The sequence below is a fragment of the Paenibacillus agaridevorans genome, assembly GCF_003112455.1.
Classification (GTDB): Bacteria; Bacillota; Bacilli; order Paenibacillales; family Paenibacillaceae; genus Pristimantibacillus; species Pristimantibacillus agaridevorans.
Window position 1 is genome coordinate 55,432 of the sequence record NZ_BDQX01000011.1, and the last position, 19,646, is coordinate 75,077.

Annotated in this window: 13 protein-coding genes; 11 read left to right on the forward strand and 2 right to left on the reverse strand. The window is 48.1% G+C overall.

Translation table 11 applies throughout. From position 1 onward, the window contains the following. The first annotated feature begins 139 nt into the window (after window positions 1–139). The 5 genes from PAT3040_RS00540 (at window position 140) to PAT3040_RS00560 (ending at window position 8,717) form a co-directional block, all read left to right on the forward strand. Window positions 140–2,353, forward strand: a complete 2,214-nt coding sequence (locus PAT3040_RS00540; RefSeq protein ID WP_108991095.1) for an alpha-galactosidase — start codon at window positions 140–142, stop codon at window positions 2,351–2,353. A gap of 104 nt (window positions 2,354–2,457) precedes the next feature. After that, window positions 2,458–3,852, forward strand: coding sequence for a GH39 family glycosyl hydrolase (locus tag PAT3040_RS00545; protein WP_108991096.1), 1,395 nt, complete (start codon window positions 2,458–2,460; stop codon window positions 3,850–3,852). A 40-nt stretch (window positions 3,853–3,892) separates the two neighbouring features. After that, entirely contained in the window at window positions 3,893–4,681 is a 789-nt protein-coding gene (locus PAT3040_RS00550) for an alpha/beta hydrolase (RefSeq protein WP_108991097.1), read from the forward strand. A gap of 169 nt (window positions 4,682–4,850) precedes the next feature. Further along, entirely contained in the window at window positions 4,851–5,957 is a 1,107-nt protein-coding gene (locus PAT3040_RS00555; protein ID WP_108991098.1) for a cache domain-containing protein, read from the forward strand. Between the two features lie 825 nt (window positions 5,958–6,782). Further along, window positions 6,783–8,717: a heavy metal translocating P-type ATPase gene (locus tag PAT3040_RS00560; protein WP_258234768.1), complete on the forward strand. Its 1,935-nt coding sequence runs from the start codon at window positions 6,783–6,785 to the stop codon at window positions 8,715–8,717. Window positions 8,718–8,974: 257 nt separating this feature from the next. Here PAT3040_RS00560 and PAT3040_RS00565 read toward each other — a convergent pair whose 3' ends face one another. Further along, window positions 8,975–9,817, reverse strand: a complete 843-nt coding sequence (locus PAT3040_RS00565; protein WP_373863914.1) for a YitT family protein — start codon at window positions 9,815–9,817, stop codon at window positions 8,975–8,977. A gap of 182 nt (window positions 9,818–9,999) precedes the next feature. Between PAT3040_RS00565 and PAT3040_RS00570 the strand changes: the two genes are divergently transcribed. Genes PAT3040_RS00570 through PAT3040_RS00580 form a run of 3 tightly spaced genes read left to right on the forward strand, consistent with a single transcriptional unit; the run spans window position 10,000 to window position 12,910 of the window. Continuing rightward, entirely contained in the window at window positions 10,000–11,148 is a 1,149-nt protein-coding gene (locus tag PAT3040_RS00570; RefSeq protein WP_373863915.1) for a DUF418 domain-containing protein, read from the forward strand. 32 nt (window positions 11,149–11,180) lie between these two features. Beyond that, complete coding sequence (locus tag PAT3040_RS00575) at window positions 11,181–12,305, forward strand: sensor histidine kinase (RefSeq protein ID WP_181376363.1); 1,125 nt, start codon at window positions 11,181–11,183, stop codon at window positions 12,303–12,305. Next, on the forward strand, window positions 12,302–12,910 hold the full coding sequence (locus PAT3040_RS00580) for a response regulator transcription factor (RefSeq protein ID WP_087565822.1): 609 nt from the start codon (window positions 12,302–12,304) through the stop codon (window positions 12,908–12,910). The genes PAT3040_RS00575 and PAT3040_RS00580 overlap by 4 nt, the downstream gene beginning before the upstream one ends. A 56-nt stretch (window positions 12,911–12,966) precedes the next feature. On the opposite strand, the gene PAT3040_RS00585 is transcribed toward PAT3040_RS00580, so the two are convergent. Further along, on the reverse strand, window positions 12,967–14,994 hold the full coding sequence (locus tag PAT3040_RS00585) for a 5'-nucleotidase C-terminal domain-containing protein (RefSeq protein WP_108991102.1): 2,028 nt from the start codon (window positions 14,992–14,994) through the stop codon (window positions 12,967–12,969). A gap of 278 nt (window positions 14,995–15,272) precedes the next feature. Here PAT3040_RS00585 and PAT3040_RS00590 point away from each other — a divergent pair, with 278 nt between their 5' ends. The 3 genes from PAT3040_RS00590 (at window position 15,273) to PAT3040_RS00600 (ending at window position 19,573) form a co-directional block, all read left to right on the forward strand. Next, entirely contained in the window at window positions 15,273–15,872 is a 600-nt protein-coding gene (locus PAT3040_RS00590) for a Uma2 family endonuclease (RefSeq protein WP_108991103.1), read from the forward strand. A 255-nt stretch (window positions 15,873–16,127) separates the two neighbouring features. Further along, the gene (locus tag PAT3040_RS00595; RefSeq protein ID WP_179215287.1) at window positions 16,128–17,183 is read left to right on the forward strand and encodes a LacI family DNA-binding transcriptional regulator; all 1,056 of its coding nucleotides are present in this window, start codon (window positions 16,128–16,130) and stop codon (window positions 17,181–17,183) included. Further along, window positions 17,180–19,573, forward strand: coding sequence for a family 78 glycoside hydrolase catalytic domain (locus tag PAT3040_RS00600; protein WP_108991104.1), 2,394 nt, complete (start codon window positions 17,180–17,182; stop codon window positions 19,571–19,573). Before PAT3040_RS00595 ends, PAT3040_RS00600 begins: the two co-directional genes overlap by 4 nt. Window positions 19,574–19,646 lie beyond the last annotated feature (73 nt).

Consider the following 19,646-nt stretch of genomic DNA (forward strand, 5'->3'; position numbering starts at 1 on the left):
AAGCTGAACTTGCTTTTATCCGGGGAGCGGAGGACTGAGACTATCTAGCAACAGAAAGGGGACGTTTCCCCCAAGAATGGGAGCGGCGGCGTTAAAGGGATGACCCGCCGCTCCGACCGTAATAGAAGAGAGGGTTTTTATGCGGATGGAAGTAACGAAACAACCGGATCAAAGCTTTGTTCAATGTCTGCATGAAAAAATGGTGCTGCGGTTCGAACAGACGGAGAACGGATATTGCCAATCCTTGTTGAATACGGATGACGGAAGAATGGCTCCGGTCCCGATCGCTTTGCCCGGCTTCCAGTTGGCCATTGCCGGAATGCCGCATGGCGCCTTGTCTTCCATGGTTTCGGGCATGACCAGTCTTCCGTCAGAAATGAAGTTGGAATCGATGAAGCAAATAGACGACCAGCGCCTCGTCTTCCTTTATTTTCATGACAAACTGCAGCTATCCGTCGAAGTGGAAATGCATTTTATTCCGAATGCGGCGGTCATCCGACAATCGACAACCGTGCGTAATAACAGCAATCGTCCGGTCGTTCTTACCCATCTGTCGTCGACGAGCATACAGGGAATCGCAACCGACGGTTGTCGGCCTTGGTACGACAAAAACAAAATTCGAGTTCATTATTGTCGTCAGTCCTGGAACGGCGAGGGGCAGTGGCGTTCCGGCGATCTGGAAGAATTGGGACTCTTTCCTTCATCCGTTCATGGGATTGGGGCCGCGATTCATTTTGCTTCATACGGGAGCCAGAGTACAAGCCGTTATCTCCCCATGATTGTGTTGGAAGATATGGAGACGGGGAAATCGTGGTACATGCAGATCGAGACGTCGGCGAACTGGCATATTGAAGTCGGGTATCGGGGAACCTCGGCCTTTAACAAAGGCGCTTTGTTTCTGCATGCCGACGGCGCGAGCGAGAGATATGGCGGTTGGACGCACGAATTGCTTCCCGGAGAGAGTTTTACCGCGGTACCGGTTGCGGTCGGATGTTGTATGGGGGATTTCACCGATGCCGTGAAACAGTTGACCAAATACCGAAGATCCTTTTTGAAGCCTTCCCATGGAGGGGAATCGGAATCACCGCTAATCTTTAACGACTATATGAATTGCTTGTGGGCTGATCCGACGAAGGATAAGCTCATCCCGCAAATCGATGCGGCCGCTGCGGCAGGCGCCGAATGTTACTGCATAGATGCGGGATGGTTCGCGAAAGCGAATCAGTCATGGGGAACTGGTCTGGGCGATTGGAAACCGAGCGAGGACCGGTTTGGCGACGAGGGACTACAAGGCATCTTTGATTATATTCGACAAAAAGGATTGCGTATCGGCATATGGCTGGAAATGGAAGTATGCGGCGAGGACGCCGAGCTCGGCCAAAAGCCGGATTCCTGGTTTCTCATGCGCAACGGCGCCCGCGTCGGCGGCGGCCCTCGCTGGTTTTTGAATTTCACCAATCCTGAAGTAACCGCGTACCTGCATCAAATCATTGACCAATTGGTAGGCATGGGGGCCAGTCTGATTCGCAATGACTGCAACGACTGCATTGGGAATGGCGACGATCATATCGCCTCCTCAGCAGCAGACGGGCTGATCCAAAATATGAGGGCCTTTTACGCTTTTATAGAAGAAGTAAAAACGAGGCATTCCCACATTCTGCTGGAAAACTGCGGCTCAGGAGGCATGCGCTCCGATTACGGCATTCTTTCCCGCTTTCATCTGCATAGCACTTCCGATCAAGAAGCCTATTACAACAATCCTTCGATCATCGGCGGTTTACTGGCGGCCATATTGCCGGAGCAGGCTGGCTTCTGGACGTATCCTTATCCGCTGCTGTTCCATGAGAAGGAACAGCAGCAATTGCTAACGACGCAGGACTATCAATCCAACATGTCAGACGGCGAGCAGACGATTTTTAATATGATTAACGGCATGTGCGGGAGCATGTATTTGTCGGGTCATATTGAAGCGGCTGACGAATTGAACTGGAAGTTGATCCAGGAAGGCGTGGCTCTCTACAAGCGAGAAAGAAAACATATCCGTCAAGCTTACCCCGTCTGGCCGATCGGCTTTACTCGCTTGAACGATAAAAACGGTTGGGCCTGCGTCGGATTGGCTTCTGAGGATCAATCCCGCATCCTGCTTGCCGTCTGGAGGCTGGGAAGCGCAGAGTCTTATATAGAGCTTCAGCTTCCTAACGAGAAAGGCAATAGGAAAACGTCAATCAAACAGTTATATCCATCGGGCGAGCAATACCAGGTAAGAACTTATTACAATACTTATAGCTGTAAGTTGACCGTGCATTTGCCACAATCTTTCCAAGCACGCTATTTTGAAGTGACTCGGGAGTAAGGTTTATCGGCAACAGATCGACGTATCTACTGACAGGCCACAAGAGCAATGCTACAGATTTATTATACATCGGTTATTCATAATAAAATTTGGAGGCGGTAATAATGGTCAAGCGTTTTCTTAGCTGCTGCATGCTGGTTGTGTTGCTGGTTGTTTCTTTAGCGGGATTTCCCGAAATAGGGTATGCGGCGACGTCGGTTACGGCAAACTTTTCTGTTAATAACGGAACAGGTTATGCCAACAATTTTGGGGGAGCCGTCAATCAGTTGGATAGTCCGGCCGATGTAGATACGCTTCGGTCAATCGGCATTAATTTCATGAGAAGGGATGCTTATCTCGTCCAAATTGTGCCCAATACGACTGTTGCCGACTATAAGAATAATGTAGGCAACGTTGCCGATCCAAGCACGTGGAATTGGAGCAACTATGATTGGGTTGACACCTATCATAACAAAGGAATCAAGATCATGCTGATTATGAGCTACAATGTTCCTTGGTTGTCTCACAGCAATACGATGCATGGGATTCCCAAAGACTGGGATGTCTATCAGGATATTATTAAGAAAATTTACGCGCACTTTAAAGATAAAGTAGACTATGTGGAAATTTGGAACGAGCCTGATTTGAATTCTTTTCTCGACCGGACGAACAGCGGGTATGCCAATAATTTGGCAGCCTACAAGGATATTTATTATTACGCTGCGAGTGGCATTCGCTCCGTGGACAGTTCTATTCCGATTGGCGGACCTGCAACTTCATCTCAGAACGCTACAAATTGGGCGGACTCCTTATTGAACGATTCGCGCATCAGCAATAATATTAACTTTCTGAGTTACCACTACTATCGGCAAAACCCTGACGGGGAGCCACAGGTGACCTCTTGGCGCAATGTGGCGGTCGCACATGGCAAACCGGATATGCCCATCTTCGTAACGGAGTGGAACTATAGCCCCTCGTATACGAAGATTCCGATGAACAACGAATCTGTTGATGCGATTCCCTATTTAGCCCAACGATTAAGCGATTTTATTAATGCTCGCGCCAACGGCAACGGTTACTTTGCTTTCAACAAAGGCACGCCAGGAACTGACGACTTTTTCTCGCTATATGCTGACGGAACCTTGACCCCGAAAATGACGGTCTATCGTTTAATGTCCAAACAGCTTGGGCTAGGGGACGGAGATTTCGCTTTAAAAGGATTGTCATGGTTGAATGGCAGCGCTACTGTTCTCGGTGGGGCGGCAATCAATGCCAGCGGGAATCCGGTAGCTTGGATCGTTAATACTTCAGGAAATGGAGACAACGCGAACGTCACCTTTAGCGGATTAACTCCGGGAGTACAATATCAAGCGGATTTGTATGAAGCAAGCCGTTGGCAATTTGCCTCCGCTATTCGACAGTCCTTTACATTCACGGCGACAAGCGGGAGCGGCAGCATCAGCTTTTGGTTACCTTATAAGTGCGCAGTGGGCATTAAGCTTACCCCTATAGTTCCCTAAACGCTACAGATAGAAGGCAATTTGTGAAGAGGTGAAGTATTTGGTTGTAGAGATTTGGCAGGGAGGAGCTCCTTACGCACAGGGAGATCAAACAGAAGATTGCCCACGGCTGATTCCATATCTATTAAAAGGGAAGGAGCCTGTTGGAGCCCTTATCATTTGTCCGGGCGGCGGCTACGAATCGAGGGCGGATTATGAGGGAGGCCCGATTGCGGAATGGCTCAACAGCATCGGGATCGCGGCGTTCGTGCTGCATTATCGCGTCTCTCCTTATCGATATCCGGTACCGCTTCTTGATGCGCAGCGTGCGATTCGGCTAGTACGCCACCGTGCTAGCGAATGGGGAGTCGATCCAGCCCGTGTCGGCATTCTCGGCTTTTCCGCCGGCGGCCATCTTGCCTCAACAGCGGGGACTCATTACGACAACGGAGACAAGCAATCCAGCGATCCGATCGAACGAATGAGCTGCAGGCCGGATCTTATGGTTCTGTGCTACCCGGTCATCACGTTTGGTGAGTTTGCTAACAGGGGGTCGCGTGCAAATCTGCTAGGGAGTAACGATACTCCCGAATGGAGAGATTACTTGTCAAACGAAAAACACATCGACACCAAAACCCCGCCAGCTTTTCTGTGGCATACGGCAGACGATAAGGTTGTCCGCGTGGAAAATGTCCTGCTGTTTGCAATGGCATTAAGCCGGCATAACGTGCCTTACGACCTGCATATATACGAATCTGGCCGTCACGGCCTCGGCTTGGCTTTACATGAGCAAGAAACAAGAACGTGGACGGGGCTGTGCGAGAAATGGCTGCGCAAGCGCGGATTCTAAACGCTCGGCAGCAGCAAAACGGCATGAAAGACCACCTTACCGAGCAAATCGGAGGTGGTCTTTTCATTGCGTTATTTGCGTTGGACACCAGCTTACCCGGCATTGACGCAATCCCTTGTATCTCCTTGTTTGCCATATTATTTTAGTTATACATGGAAGGGGACGTTTTATGAAATGGATGGATAAGGGTCGCCGAAGGAGCGTCTTCAAAACATTTCTTATTTCCTATATCGTTATTTTGCTTTTTCCGCTTTGTATCGGGGCATACATTTTCCAGCGGGTAGAGAATACAATGATCATCAATGAAAATAAGGCCAACTTGGGGCTATTGGAGCAGGTCAAGCTCGTTACCGAGAATCGCTTCAACGAAGTGGATAAGATCGCCTTGCAGTTCGCAAGCGACCCTAAGCTGCAATGGTCATTAAATCATATAGACGAAGAGTACGCCAAAAATCAAATCAATCTTCTGGAAATTATGAACAGTATTCGTAGTGTTACAAATACGAACAGCTTTATCAGCCACTTTTTTGTTTATTTCAAAAACACGGACTCTATCTTGACGTCGACAGGTAAAGCAGATTCGAACATGTATTTCGACGATATATTCCGGTTTTCAGGGAAAAGCACGGAGGAAGTCAAGAGGGAACTGTTTACCGGCGATCATCTTAGAACTTATTTGCCTTCTGCCGAGGTCAGGGAGAAAGAGAAAACCAGCACGGTCATTACGTATATTCAATCGCTTCCGATCGGGGAAACATCCAATATATCGGGTTATTTGGTCATGCTGATCAACGAGCAGGAGATTGACCAACTGATCGAGCAGATAGAGAAACTGTACCACAGTGATATATACATCGTGGATGAACATCAACAAATTATTATGTCAACGTCCAAAGAGAACGAGTTGAATAAAGCAACCATTCCATTGATTAACTTGGAAAGCGGTTACAGCTTATTCCGTCAAAATAATGAATCGATGATTCTGAGTCATACGACGGATAACAACGGGTGGAAGTATATATCGGTCTTGCCGAAGAAAGTCGTATTGAAGCAAATTATCATGTTGAAGAACTGGGCGTTATCACTCATTCTTCTGCTGCTGTTTGTGGGCATCATTATTTCCATCGTGTTGGCAAGGCGCAATTATAATCCCATTCGCGAGGTGGTCAAAACGATTATGGAGGAAAAAAATTACACAAAAAATCTCGCCATTAACGAGTTTGATTTTATTAAGCAAGCGATCTCCCGCGCTACAGTTCATGGGCGTACATTTTAAGAAGGATTATTTTAGCGTTCATATTATTGAAATCGATGATTGCAGCCAGTTCGTTGCGGACTATACATAGCGGGAGTGGGCGTTAGTCAGATTCATTCTCTCCAATTTAAGTCGAGAATTGATTGGTGAAGAGGGCTACGTGGTAGAGATGGATCGCAATCGTCTGGGCATACTTTTCAATGTTTCCGCTCCTGACGATCAAACCTTGGCCGACCGCCATACATTCGTCAGAAATTTGAAGAATTATCAACCATGATTTTTTATGTAAAATACCGAGGAGTCCGCCGGCGCGTCAAGAACCGCAGATCGATGCGCCTTCTGATTACGGCGCTGAACGGATGATGAGGCATGCATTGGAGTATATCGAGGAGAACGTTAGCGATCCGCGGGAATACCGGGAACGCTTGGTTCCGTCGGCACAGGATAAAAGCTTTCGATAAGCGGGAGTTTGAGTTTTTTCATTGCAGCGGCGAAGAGACGTTTGACACCTATCTTGCCGAGCGGAGAGCATGGTCATCTCTCAGATGGCAGAATTGGCTGCCAGGAGCAACAACTGTAAACAAAATCTCGGCTTATGGGCCGCCTCAACAAATCAACAAGTGAAGCGCGTGTATGGCTTTATGGCATGGTAAGGTTTTGGTCTTTATTATTACTCGAATCTGGAGTATAATTTAAACAAGAAAGTTGTATCGAGGCAAAAAAATTGGATAAAGAAAAAACGAGAATCATTCTCGTTTCACATGCTGCTCCTTAATTGGAGCAGCATGTGCTGTTTTAAGGGGTGCTGTAATGGAATTCATTCTCAAAGAGGAGGAGAAAATGGTCATGAGCTCAATCTTTCATAATCGTTGGTTGCGTCGATACGGGGAAGGTTTGGCGGCACTAACGAGCGGAATTTTTATCGCGGCTGCATGTGGGATCGAAAGTACCTCCTATCTGTGGGCGGTCATCTTCTATTCGATCGCATTCGCTGTCGGAGGATTTGTAAAAGCGAAAGAAGGCTTGCAAACGTTAATTGTAGAACGCGATCTGGACGTCAATCTGCTGATGATCGTTGCGGCGATTGGGGCGGCCAGCATCGGGTATTGGACAGAAGGCGCGGTGCTAATTTTTATTTTTTCGCTTAGCGGCGCTTTGGAGAGCTACACGATGGAGCGCAGCAGTCGCGACATCTCCTCGCTGATGGATTTAAAACCGGAGACAGGTATAAGGATTATAGACGGGATTGAGACGGTTGTTGCGATTGAAGCGTTGAAGATCGGAGATATCGTCGTGGTCAAACCCGGAGAACGTGTTCCGGCTGACGGCGTTGTGCTGGAAGGATCGTCGGACGTCAACCAATCCTCTATTACCGGCGAATCGGTTCCGGTCGATAAAAGCGCGGGGGATGACGTGTTTGCCGGAACGCTGAACGGTCAAGGAGCTTTGTTCGTTCAAGTCAATCAACTTAGCGAAACGACATTGTTTGCGAAGATCATTCGCCTTGTGCAGGAAGCGCAAAGTGAAAAGCCGGCATCGCAACGCTTCATGGAACGATTTGAACGTGTTTATGCCAGGGTTGTCATTTTGATCTCCTTGCTTCTCATTGCGGTTCCGCCCCTTTTTTTTCGTTTGCCGTGGGAGGAAACTTTGTATAAAGCGATGGTTTTTTTGGTTGTCGCTTCGCCTTGCGCACTCGTTGCTTCCATTATGCCCGCCATGCTTTCGGCCATATCCAGCAGCGCAAGGAAAGGGCTTCTTTTTAAGGGAGGAGCGCACTTGGAAAACCTCGCCCGAGTTAAGGCTGTTGCTTTTGACAAGACGGGGACGCTGACAGCGGGAAAACCGATAGTCACCGATGTGACTGCTTTCCGGGGATATGACGAATCAGGAGTGCTGCGAATAGCCGCATCGTTGGAAAGTTTGTCCGGGCATCCGTTAGCCAAAGCTATTGTGCAAGAAGCTCAGAAACAGGGGGAGGTGTTCGAACGACCTACAGAATTTCAAACGTTGACAGGTTGGGGAATTCAGGCTCAATGGAATGGCGAAATGTGGAAAATAGGGAAGCCTTCTTTTCTAAACGATTCATTTCGGACTGAGGAATTATCGGCCGTCATTGACCAGTTGGAAAGCGAAGGAAAGACAGTGACGGTCTTGCACAATTCGCAGGGAGCCGCAGGCGTGATCGCTTTGCGCGACGACATCCGCCCCGAGGCCAGGCAGGCAATCGCCATGCTGCGGAAAATGGGCGTTCAAGTTGCGATGTTGACTGGCGATCAAGCGCAAACCGCGCAGGCGATTGCGAACGAACTGGGGATCGATCGGGTATATACTGAATTGTTACCGGGAGATAAGGTGTATAGGATTAACGAGTTGAAGCAAACGTTCGGTTATGTCGCCATGGTTGGCGATGGCGTTAACGACGCGCCTGCATTGGCTACCGCAACCGTAGGAATTGCGATGGGAGCGGCGGGAAGCGATGTCGCGCTTGAAACGGCCGATCTTGTGCTGATGAATGACGATACGACCAAAATCGCCGATGCGATCGCGCTAGGCAAAAGAACGTCTGCTATCATTAAACAAAATATCGGATTTGCGTTGACGATTATGATTCTGTTGATTACGGCCAATTTTATTCAAGGGATATCGCTTCCGTTTGGCGTGATTGGGCATGAGGGAAGTACGATTTTGGTCATCCTCAACGGTTTGAGGCTGTTGGTACAGCGCGACGCTAACCGAACCAGTCAATCAGACTCACCATCAGCAGGAGTCCAAAGATAAACGAAAACGCGGCCGCTTTTTCGTATCCGTTCCATCTGATTATTTGCAGCGCTCTTCGCCGCTCACTTCCTTAGACAAAAGGAGAGCGGCGTTGATTGCGATCTATATTTTGCCGACTTTGCTGTTCAGCGCGCATTATGGTCAGACCATTAGCACTATGCCGAATCATCCATGTCGATTGCCATGCGACCATCAATTTATATTGACATCAGAGCTCATGGGTGAAAAGCTCTAAGCCAGCTTAACTGGTTGCTTTTTTATTTGGACAGCTTCATGAAACCTTCGCCGAACACATCTCTAACATCATGAATCGTTAGGAAGGCATCCTCATCGGTAGCCTTTACTATCTTTTTCAGATTGGGGAGCTCTTGTTTCGTAATGACGATATATAGAACTTCTTTCGCTTCTTTAGAATAGTAGCCTTTTCCTTGAAGCACGGTAACGCCCCTGTCCATTTCAAGCGTCACTCGCTCGGCAATTTGATCCTGATGAATGGAAATAATGGTAACTGCTTTTTTCGGATTAAGCCCTTCAATAATGAAGTCCATCACTTTAGTTGCAACGTAAAGCATAATAATGGTGAGCATCAAGCGCTCCGCCCCAATAATAAAATAGGAGGAAAAAACAACAATTAAATCGAAAAACAGCAGAGCATAACTAATATTCCAGTCTAAGTATTTATTCGCGATACGGGCAAGAATGGTAGTTCCCGCCGTACTTCCGCCAACTTGGATAATGATCCCGATGCCGATGCCTGTCAATACCCCGCCAAATATAGCATTGACGATCATTTCGTTTGAAGCAATGCTCCAATCCCTCGTCAAATGAAGAAACAAGGAATTGAACAATACTGCAATAATCGTATAAACAATTAACTGTCTGTCCAAAAATCGGTATCCGAATAGGAGCAACAGGGCATTTATAATCAAGTTCATCAAACCTGGCGACCACTGGAACAAATAATATAAAATGATCGTTACTCCGGTTACGCCGCCTTCGCCGAGCTCATTGGGAATAATAAACACATTGACGGCTAGCGCAAATAAAAAAGAGCCTAACATCAAAATCAACAGATCGCGACTTAATTTCTTCAGTTGCATGGTATCATCACTTTCATGGAATGTGGTCTAATTTTATCATTATAGTGGAGTGTAAAATGTTGTGCAAATGATTAGTAAGCGTTATGACACTGTCATATTAATTTGCTGATTGCTGTGAATATTCACTGGTTGAGTCCGGATATATGATAAAGGCAACGTATGGGTGCGAAAGGATGATAACTGTGAAGGAAGCGGCTGGCAGATTAAGGCTGTTGGACATTTTGCGAGGATTTGCTGTGCTCGGAACATTAGGCACGAATATATGGTTGTTTGCCCATCTAGGTGACGTGAATTATATGTTTACTTTTACTAATACAGAATGGTGGAGCTCTATTCAGGACTTTGTTAGAGTGTTTATCCTCTTTCTTGTTAATGGAAAGCTGCTTGGGCTGCTTACCATTATGTTCGGGGTAGGACTGGAGATGAAGTATCGGCAGGCATTGAGAAAAGGACATGCGTGGCCTGGCATGTATATATGGACTTCCCTTATTTTATTGGCGGAGGGGTTTATTCATTTTACACTTGTCATGGAGTACGATATTCTGATGAGCTACGGCATAACCGCGATTTTGGCTGCATTTATCGTGAAGAATGGTGACAAGGCGATTAATTTGGCCATGAAAATAGTGGGTGGCTTGCATGGAACCGTTATGCTGCTTATTCTATTTTACTTCGTAACTCTTGCGTTTTCTGGCGCTCATTTTTCCATGGGGGACATGAAGGAGACCGTGTTATTATATAGGGAAGGCAATTGGCAAGAACAGGCGGCTAACAGGCTTGCGAATTTTCTGCCGCTGCGCTCCGAGGCGATTCTTGTCATTCCTATGAATCTGTTTTTGTTCCTGCTAGGGATCCGTCTGATGAGGTCGGGCGTGTTTGCTATGGATGAGCGGGGGCGACGGCATCGGCGAAAGCTTCTTCGCATCGGTCTTTATGCGGGTATTCCGCTTAATTTGCTGATTTTTGTGCCGGGCGGATATTTTGATTTGCCCATCCGGTATTTGTTTGCGCCGCTAATGTCGCTTGCCTATCTAGGATTGATTGCGAAGCTGTATGAGATGTACTCGCAATGGTGGTTGTGGAGCAAGTTTGAAGCGGTAGGTAAAATGTCGTTAAGCTGCTATGTGATGCAAAATGTCATGAGTGCCGTCATTTTCTACGGATGGGGGTTCGGACTAGGCGGCAAGGTGAATTCCGCTGCGATTGCCGGTTTATGGATTGCCGTAAGCTGCATTCAGATTCTTTTTGCAACTCTGTGGCTGAAGCGATTCAGGCTGGGTCCTATGGAATCCGCGAGAAGGTTCGCTTCCGGTCTGATAAGCAAGTCATAATCGGAACTAATAATGGAATAGGTGGGTTTGTTTTGCTGAAAAAAATATATCCTGCCGATCAGATCGAAAGATATTTGATGGTTGATGTTTTTATCATCATGGTGCTCGTTTATCGGGTGCTGTTTCATGAGGAAGACGTGCTTCTGTGGGGGCGACTGGCTTTTCTTTTGCTGTTCCTGGCATGTTATTATGCCGCGCTCTGGCATCGGGACTGGAGGCTGCTTTGTGCCTGTCTTATCGGATGTATGCTGCTTGCGGTAATGGGCAGCTATTTCGGCAACTGGCTGCTGCTATACGGATTTGTATTTGCTGATTTGCTGGGAAGAGCGAGCAGCAAAGGAATGATTGCCGGAGGAATGGCGGGCATTGTCGCGATGTTCGCTCTGTTCAGCTGGCTGGATGCGGACAATCCGGCTGCATTTGTTGCCACCTTGGGACTTCCCGTTATGGTGGCTCAGCTTGCCTTGTCGATTGTGGTGCATACAAGGGAAAATGCAAGCGTTCTAAAAGAGAAGCTGGCACTCGCCGATGCCCATCTGGAACGTTATATTAAGGAAGAAGAGCGGAGCAGAATTGCCAGAGATTTGCACGACACGCTTGGTCAAACGCTGACCATGATCAAGCTGAAAAGTGAGCTTACCATGAGGCTGGTAGATAAAAATCCCCAGAAAGCCAAGGATGAGCTGCATGATATTTTAAATAACTCTCGCCATGCCTTGAAGCAGGTTCGCGAACTTGTGAGCGATATGAAATTTATATCCTTAAAAAAGGAGATTGAATTATCGAGGGACATGCTCGGCAAAGTCGGCATTGAACTTGCTGCCGATTGGCGCAAAGAAGCGATGCCGCCATTATCCAATGTGGCGGAAACGATGCTGGCGATTTCCGTGAGGGAAGCGATAACCAATATAATGAAGCATAGCGGAGCGAGCCGCTGTACCATTGTACTATGCACGGACGGGGAGCATTACATCGTTAAGGTAAGCGACAATGGGAACGGAAATTTGCAGCAGGGGGCGGGCAACGGCCTTCAATCCATGAAGGAGCGGATGTTTATGCTGCAAGGTGAAGCAAATTTATCGGCAACTCCAGGAGAAGGAACGATTATCGTGTTGCAGGTACCGCTAGTTAGCAATGGGAGGGTTTCGTCAACATGATTCGAATTGTCATTGCAGAGGATCAAAAGCTTTTGCGCGGAACATTATCCGCCTTGATCGCTATGGAGGAAGATATGGAGATCGTTGCTGAAGCGGAGGACGGCTTGGCGGCATATGATGCGATTTGCAGTCATGAGCCGGATGTTTGTCTGCTTGATATTGAGATTCCGGGCAGGACGGGGCTGGAGGTGGCGGAGATCGTTAGGCAAGAGGGTCGATCTGTCAAAATCATTATCGTCACGACCTTTGCTCGTCCAGGATTTCTCCAGAAGGCTATGAATTTGAAGGTCGAAGGCTATTTGCTTAAGGATGAGCCGATCGATTATTTAATTAGGTCCATTCGCAAAGTTATGCAAGGCGAGCGAGTCGTCAGCACCGACTTGGCAGCGGCGTTGTTTCTGAAGGAGGACAACCCGTTGACCGAGCGGGAGCGGGATGTGCTGCGATTATCCGGATCGGGGTTATCGACCCGTGAAATTGCGAAGGAGTTGTTTTTGACGGAGGGCACGGTCCGCAACTACTTGTCCCTTTCTATTCAAAAGCTGAGTGTGGAGACTCGTCAGCAGGCGACGGAAAAAGCAATTGAGCGCGGGTGGTTAGTGTAGTGGACTTCAAAACAGAAAAAAGCCGCTTCTCCCAATACGGAAGAGCGGCTTTTTCCTTACGGCAGTACGATGACTTGCCCTGGATAAATGAAGTTCGGATTTTTGATCGTAGTTTTGTTTAATTCATAAATCTGCTTCCAGCGTTTTCCGTCCTTTAAGGTTTTCTTCGCAATACTGTAGAGAGTGTCTCCCTTTGCGACCGTATATGTTTTTACTTCTTCTGCTGGATCCGTGGACTCGCCGTCAGGCGCCTCGGTTGATTCCGATCCTTCGGATGGTTCGGATTGCCATTCTTTTACCGATTTTATGGAGTAGCTGTCCGCGTTCGGTTTAACAAGCTCTCCGCCGTTTAGGTATTTTGTAAACAGCTCAACAAGCGGTACGGCATATTCAATATGAGTTTCTTCCTTTACATTTGGATCTTTTTCAATAGCCTTTTCAAACGTGACATAGCCGTCTTTGCCAAGAGCCGTAAAGGAGTTTGTAACTACAACATAAGATTTATCCTTGTCGATGGGAGACCACTTGCCTGACTCTCTATCTTTTACTTCTACGTTATATACGCTCTTGACGTTGTCGCTTGCATTTAAATAAACGTCATATCGCAAGTGCGACGCATAAGGAAAGGCGCCGGTGGATTGTGTGATGCCCTGCGAGTAGCGAATGGCGTCATCCAGAACATTGATTACTTCTTCGCCGGTTATTTTAAGCGTAGTCACTGTGTTGGAAAACGGCAGCATGGTGTAGGCGTCGGCCATTGTAAAATTGCCTTGTAAAAAGGTGGACCTAACGCCGCCAGCGTTCTGGATGGCAAGGTCAGCTTGCGGCAAGCCGTATAAGAAAGAATCGGCAACAACTTGTGCCGCAAAGCTGCCGTTTGCATCTTTCATAGCTGTAAAAGGTTTGGGGATACGATCGTTGGTCAATGTTTCTTTCACAGTGCCAATGACGGTCGCCATCTCTGCCTCTACCGCTTCCCGGTAAGGTTCAATAATTTCCTCCACAACAGGATTGGTAGTGCCCTCTACCAAAACCGGGCTTTTCGCAATCGCATCTCTGATTTTGGCCAATGCAGTTTCGTCCGCGTCAACCCACTTACCGTCTACGTTAATCTGATAAGGACCGTTAACGGGAGCGATGGGCTTCCCTGCTGCGCTGATGACTTCGCCTTGCTCATCGAATGTCAAATCGATTTTACCCAGAACCTTGGCGTATTCCCATGCTTGGACGATGTAAGTGTCTTTTCCGTCCGCATTTGTAACAACCGTTGGATATTCGCCGGTCACAGGCAAACCAAGATCATTCATCGCACCCGAAGAGTCTAGCAAGTTGTGAGTATCTCCGCCGATAATCAAATCGATGTCGCTGGTTTCAGCTGCCAAAACCTGATCAAAGTCATAACCCAGATGACTCAGTACCAAAATTTTGTTGATACCTTGCTCCTTTACTTCTTCAACGGCAGACTTAACAAACTCGATTTCGTTAATGAAGTCAACATTGTCGCTAACAAGTGAAGATTCTTTCGTTTTTTCGATTTTTACAACGCCGATAATGGCAACCTTTTCGCCGTTTACTTCTTTAATCATGTACGGCTTGTCCAGTTTGCCGAAGAGTGGGGATTTTTTAGTCGGTTTAATATTTCCCGATAAGACCGGAAATGTTGCCATGTCGTACAAGTCGGCAAGGCGCTGGTCGCCCTCGTCAAACTCATGGTTGCCCACCATGTAAGCATCAGGCTGCAAGGCGTTTAACACCTTTATGTCCGTTTCGCCTTTGTAGAGGCTGAAATATAGCGTTCCGTTCACTTCGCCGCTTTGCAAATACAAGGAGCCGTCGTTTTTGTATTCATTAATCAACGACGATATGTAAGACATGCCGCCTAACTCCAAGCGTACTTTTTCGTCATCTTGCGCGTCGTCATAGTCTAATCTAAGATCGTAAGTTTGACTTTCCAAATGCGAATGATGGTCATTCAAGTGCATAATGGTTAAATCGAAAGATTCGGAGGCAAGTGCAACTGCGGGGCTGCTTAAAGAAGAAACCATGATGGCTGCGGTGCCCAGACCAATCCATTTTCTTTTCAAAATAAATCTCTCCTTTATGTTGTGATCATGTTTATTGTAGGGATGGATTATTTTTGAAACATAAATTGCAGCTTAATATTATGTAAATAAATCCGATTTAACGTTGGGCAGCTTTGCTTGCTCTGGTGCTGGGATGGTGTCAACGTGGTGTCGATGGATTCATTGACAATAGCGACAGGACTGATCATAATAGGGATAACAAGGAAGCACCTTCGTAGACACACATTGTATTTGTGTTGCTATTGAAGGTGCTTTTCGCATGGAGAGGAGCGGATGTTATGGACCGTAATCCGAAAAAGAAAACGGCCGATAAAGTGCTGGAACCTCCGGTCACGTATGAAATGTATGCCGAATGGCCGGATGACGGGCAGCGTTATGAGATTGTTGACGGGATTATGGAATTGATGTCGCCGGGCCCCTCGACGATGCATCAAGCTGTTAGCGGAGAATTAGAGTTTATCATTAAGCAAAGCTGCAGAAAGGATTATCTAGTGTTTCATGCGCCAATCGATGTTATTCTGAGCGAAACGACGGTCGTCCAGCCGGATATTCTCATGATTCATCGCAGTCGCGGGCATGTTGTAACGAAGAGAGGGATTGAAGGAGCGCCGGATTTGGTCATCGAGATTTTGTCGCCCAGCTCTCATAAGCGAGACAAGCTCGTTAAGCGAAAGGCTTATGCCGTGCATGGAGTTGCGGAATATTGGATCGTCGATATCGAAGCTCGTACGCTGGAGCAGCACCATTTGCTCGAAGACGGACGATATGAGCTTATCAATCTATTCGAAGGGAAGGATACCGTTGTGTCGGATAAGATTCCGTGCATCGGTTTTGTTATGGAGGATATATTTCGGGAAATTGCGGACTGGAATAGATAGATGGGATCAATCTCGGCCGCGACATTGTACTCGAAAATGGGTTGAAATTGCATAGCTTGCAAGGAGCTCGGGGACATAATTCCGAGTTTTTTGCGTTTATAGAAAAAAAGGAGGAGATACGGTAGTCAAAAGTCGGAATATATTATGGACTGCACGAAGATATACGAAGATATTGCCATCTTTCAAAACCTATGCTAAGATAGCACTAACAAAATGGTAGCGCAACCATTCTGTTGTGGAAGGGGAGCTTGTAATTTGGTTACGTTAAAGGATGTGGCGAAGCTGGCCGGCGTTGCTCCGATAACGGTGTCCAGGGTGATTAACGAACCACATACCGTCAAGGAGCAAACAAGAAGCAAGGTGCAGCAGGCTATTGAACAATTAGGGTATAGTCCGAATCAGCTCGCTCGCGGTCTTGCGACCAACCAAAGTAATATGATAGGCGTAGTAGTCTCCAATATTGCCAATCCATACTATGCAGATTACATACTGGGGATTGAGACGAAAGCGAAGCAGTTCGGCAAAAGTGTTGTTATCTGTAATGGCCTGGATTATGTCGGAGCCAAGAGCAATCTGGAATTGTTATTGATGCAGAGAGTGGATGGAATTATTTTCACCTCGTTCGAATTTGATTCCATTCGGATGCAGGAACGTTTTATAGGAGAGCTGGAACAGCTCCACTTTCGGAAAAATCATACGGTGCCGGTGGTGCTGTTTAATCCGTCCCCAGCCCATACCTCCTTGCCGGTGATTCAGACGGATAATTATTTGGACGGTTTGATCGCGATGAGGCATCTGTTGGAATTGGGACATGCACGTATTGGTCATCTGTCGCTAAACCGCGATGCGAGCGTCTGGATGGATCGCTTCCGTGCATACAAGGATTCTTTGTTAGCCAGAGGGCTGCCGTTCAGGAGTGAGTATATCCGGTTGATTGAGAAGGAAAGAGTAAAAGAGGCAGAACAGGGGGCATATCAACTGCTGCAGGTAGAAGAGAGGCCTACGGCGATTTTTGCGGCGAATGACATTTTGGCTGTGGGAGTGCTGCAGGCGGCGCACAGACTGGGGATTCGCGTTCCTGACGAGTTGTCCATTATAGGCGTCGACGGAATTGAACTGGCGCAGTACAGCTATCCGAGTCTGGCGTCTGTGGTGCATCCGCGATATTCGCTGGGTGAGCAGTCTGTAGAACTGCTTGTTCAAATTATGAGCGCCAAGAAAGACCTGCCCAGTCTCATCGTAAAATCGCAATTGCATGTCCGCGAAAGTACAAGCGCTTTACGGGGCAGAGGAGAGGAAGAGAAGAGTTGAACCATAAACCGGAAGAATGGAAGGCACAATGGATCTGGAGCGAGTCCGAGGATGTCCGGGAAAGGTCTGAAGAACACGAGATTGTTTATTTTCGCCGTTGCTTCGAGGTGGCCGAACCGGCTGCCTCCAGGCTGGTCGTTCATGTATCGGCCGACAGCCGATATCGGTTGTATCTGAATGGTCAATCGGTTAGTGTGGGCCCTTGCAAGGGGGACCGGTTCACTCGTTATTTCGAAACGGTGGATATTACGGATAAGCTTGTCGAAGGGATGAATGTGCTGGCTGCCAAAGTCGTTCATTACCGATCATGCGAGCCTTTCCGTCTTGGAATCGGTGGACCGGCATCCGTGTGGCGTTCGGGGCAAGGCGTTTTCTTACTGGAAGGAAATTTGATCGCGAAAAATGGTAGCGCAACCATTGATTTATCGACAGATAGTCGTTGGGAATGTTTGAGAGACGCGGCTACCTGCTTCGTAGCGGGAGGGCAGGATACGCTTTATGTCGGAGGCACAGAGCAAACTGACGGTCGTCTGCTGCCGTTCGGCTGGCTAAAAATGCGGGATAAAGCCCAGGGCTGGCGACCGGCGGTAATGGTGTCGGAAATTATGGATGTGCTGTATGGGCAACTGACGCCATGGCCGCTTGAGGCTCGTGCCATTCCACCATTGTATGAGATTGAAAACGGTTACGTAGGTGTGAAGCGAATTCTTCCTTCGAATGCGTTGCCTGATTTCTACCTTCTTGATGGAGACTCAAACGGAAGCGGATGGCTGGTACGAGCAGGTGAGACGTTGGAAGTTGAATTGGATGCAGGGGGGCTGACTACCGGATATCCCTATCTGGACTTAACCGGCGGGAGAGGAACAACTGTAGAGATTTTGTATTCGGAATGTTATGAGAGGGAAGCGGAATCGACGATCCGGCGCAATAAGGATATACGGGACGATCCTGAAGGAAGATGCCTGTACGGCGAGTTCGATCGTTATATTGTTGCGGGACAAGGGGAGACCGACAAGGAGAACTACGAGAGGTACGAGCCGTTTGAATTTCGCACCTTCCGTTATGTCAGACTGACGGTACGGGCCGGAGAGGAAGATGTTCGGCTTCACCGCTTCAATTATAGTGAAACCGGATATCCGCTTGAGGTGAAGGCATCCTTCGCAAGCTCCGACCCGACGCTATTGCCCTTGTGGGAAATTAGTATCAATACTTTGCGACGTTGCATGCACGAAACGTACGAGGACTGCCCCTATTACGAGCAGCTTCAATACATTATGGATACTCGTCTGCAGGTGCTTTTCACCTATCAAATATCAGCGGACGATCGGCTGGCGCGCAAAGCCATATTCGATTTTCACAGCTCACTTATGCCGAATGGGATGATTCAGAGCCGTTATCCATCGGTATACCCTCAGGTTATTCCGGGATTCTCGATCTATTGGATCATGATGGTGGCTGACCATTATCGGTATTTCGGGGATGCCGAGCTGGTCCGCCGTTACTTGCCGACGATCGACGCGGTGCTTCACTGGTTCGCCCAGCATGTAGAAGCAAGCGGTCTGATGGGGGCAATGCCTCAATCTGTATGGTCTTTTGTAGATTGGGTGGAGGAATGGCGCGAGGGCCGAGGGGTGCCGACGGCAAATGAGTACGGTCCGCTGACCGCCTACAGCTTATTTTATGTATTGGCGCTTCAGACAGCTGCTGAGTTGAATGAGGTTTGCGGCAGGCACTCCACCGCTGAGGAATATATGAATCGCGCCGCAGCGGTACAAGAGGCCGTACGGAGCAATTGTTGGTCCGCTGAGCGGAGGCTGTTTGCCGACGGGCCGACCGTGCAGCTGTATTCGCAGCATTGTCAAATTTTTGCCGTACTAACCCGGACGGTGCCGGATGGGCAAGCGGGCGAGTTGCTGAGCCATATGCTGGAGCAGCGGGATTTGCCGACCGTTTCGTACGCGATGTCCTTTTATTTGTTCCGTGCGTTGGAGAAAGCCGGCCTGTATGACAAGAGCTATCGGTTATGGGATACCTGGCGAGATCTTGCGGCGATGAATTTAACGTCTTGGGTAGAGGACCCTGTATCGCAACGCAGCGATTGCCATGGCTGGGGCTCTGTACCGCTGTATGAGTTTACCGCTTGCGTGCTAGGGGTGAGTCCTATGGAGCCCGGCAGCCGGGGGATTCTCATAAGGCCGGATACATCTTACCTGGAATGGGCCGAAGGAGCAGTGGCGACAGCCGGTGGTGTCGTACACGTGTCATGGCGGCGTCGGGAGGACGGGACAATTGCTTGCCAGATCGATTGTCCGGAACAAATTCCGGCAAGATTGGAGCTGCCGGACGGTCGGGTTGTCGAACTGGCTCAGGGCGGTCGCGTTTCAATATAGCATGATAGAGTGCGTTTTTACATGATTTTTGATGCCAAGGCATTAAAAATAAATTGTTATCTAAGGGGAGAAT

Bases quoted from the DNA above. Each gene is read 5' to 3' on its own strand.
- PAT3040_RS00540 (WP_108991095.1), top strand. From the start codon at position 140: ATGCGGATGGAAGTAACGAAACAACCGGATCAAAGCTTTGTTCAATGT.
- PAT3040_RS00545 (WP_108991096.1), top strand. From the start codon at position 2,458: ATGGTCAAGCGTTTTCTTAGCTGCTGCATGCTGGTTGTGTTGCTGGTT.
- PAT3040_RS00555 (WP_108991098.1), top strand. From the start codon at position 4,851: ATGAAATGGATGGATAAGGGTCGCCGAAGGAGCGTCTTCAAAACATTT.
- PAT3040_RS00560 (WP_258234768.1), top strand. From the start codon at position 6,783: ATGAGCTCAATCTTTCATAATCGTTGGTTGCGTCGATACGGGGAAGGT.
- PAT3040_RS00565 (WP_373863914.1), bottom strand. From the start codon at position 9,817: ATGCAACTGAAGAAATTAAGTCGCGATCTGTTGATTTTGATGTTAGGC.
- PAT3040_RS00580 (WP_087565822.1), top strand. From the start codon at position 12,302: ATGATTCGAATTGTCATTGCAGAGGATCAAAAGCTTTTGCGCGGAACA.
- PAT3040_RS00590 (WP_108991103.1), top strand. From the start codon at position 15,273: ATGGACCGTAATCCGAAAAAGAAAACGGCCGATAAAGTGCTGGAACCT.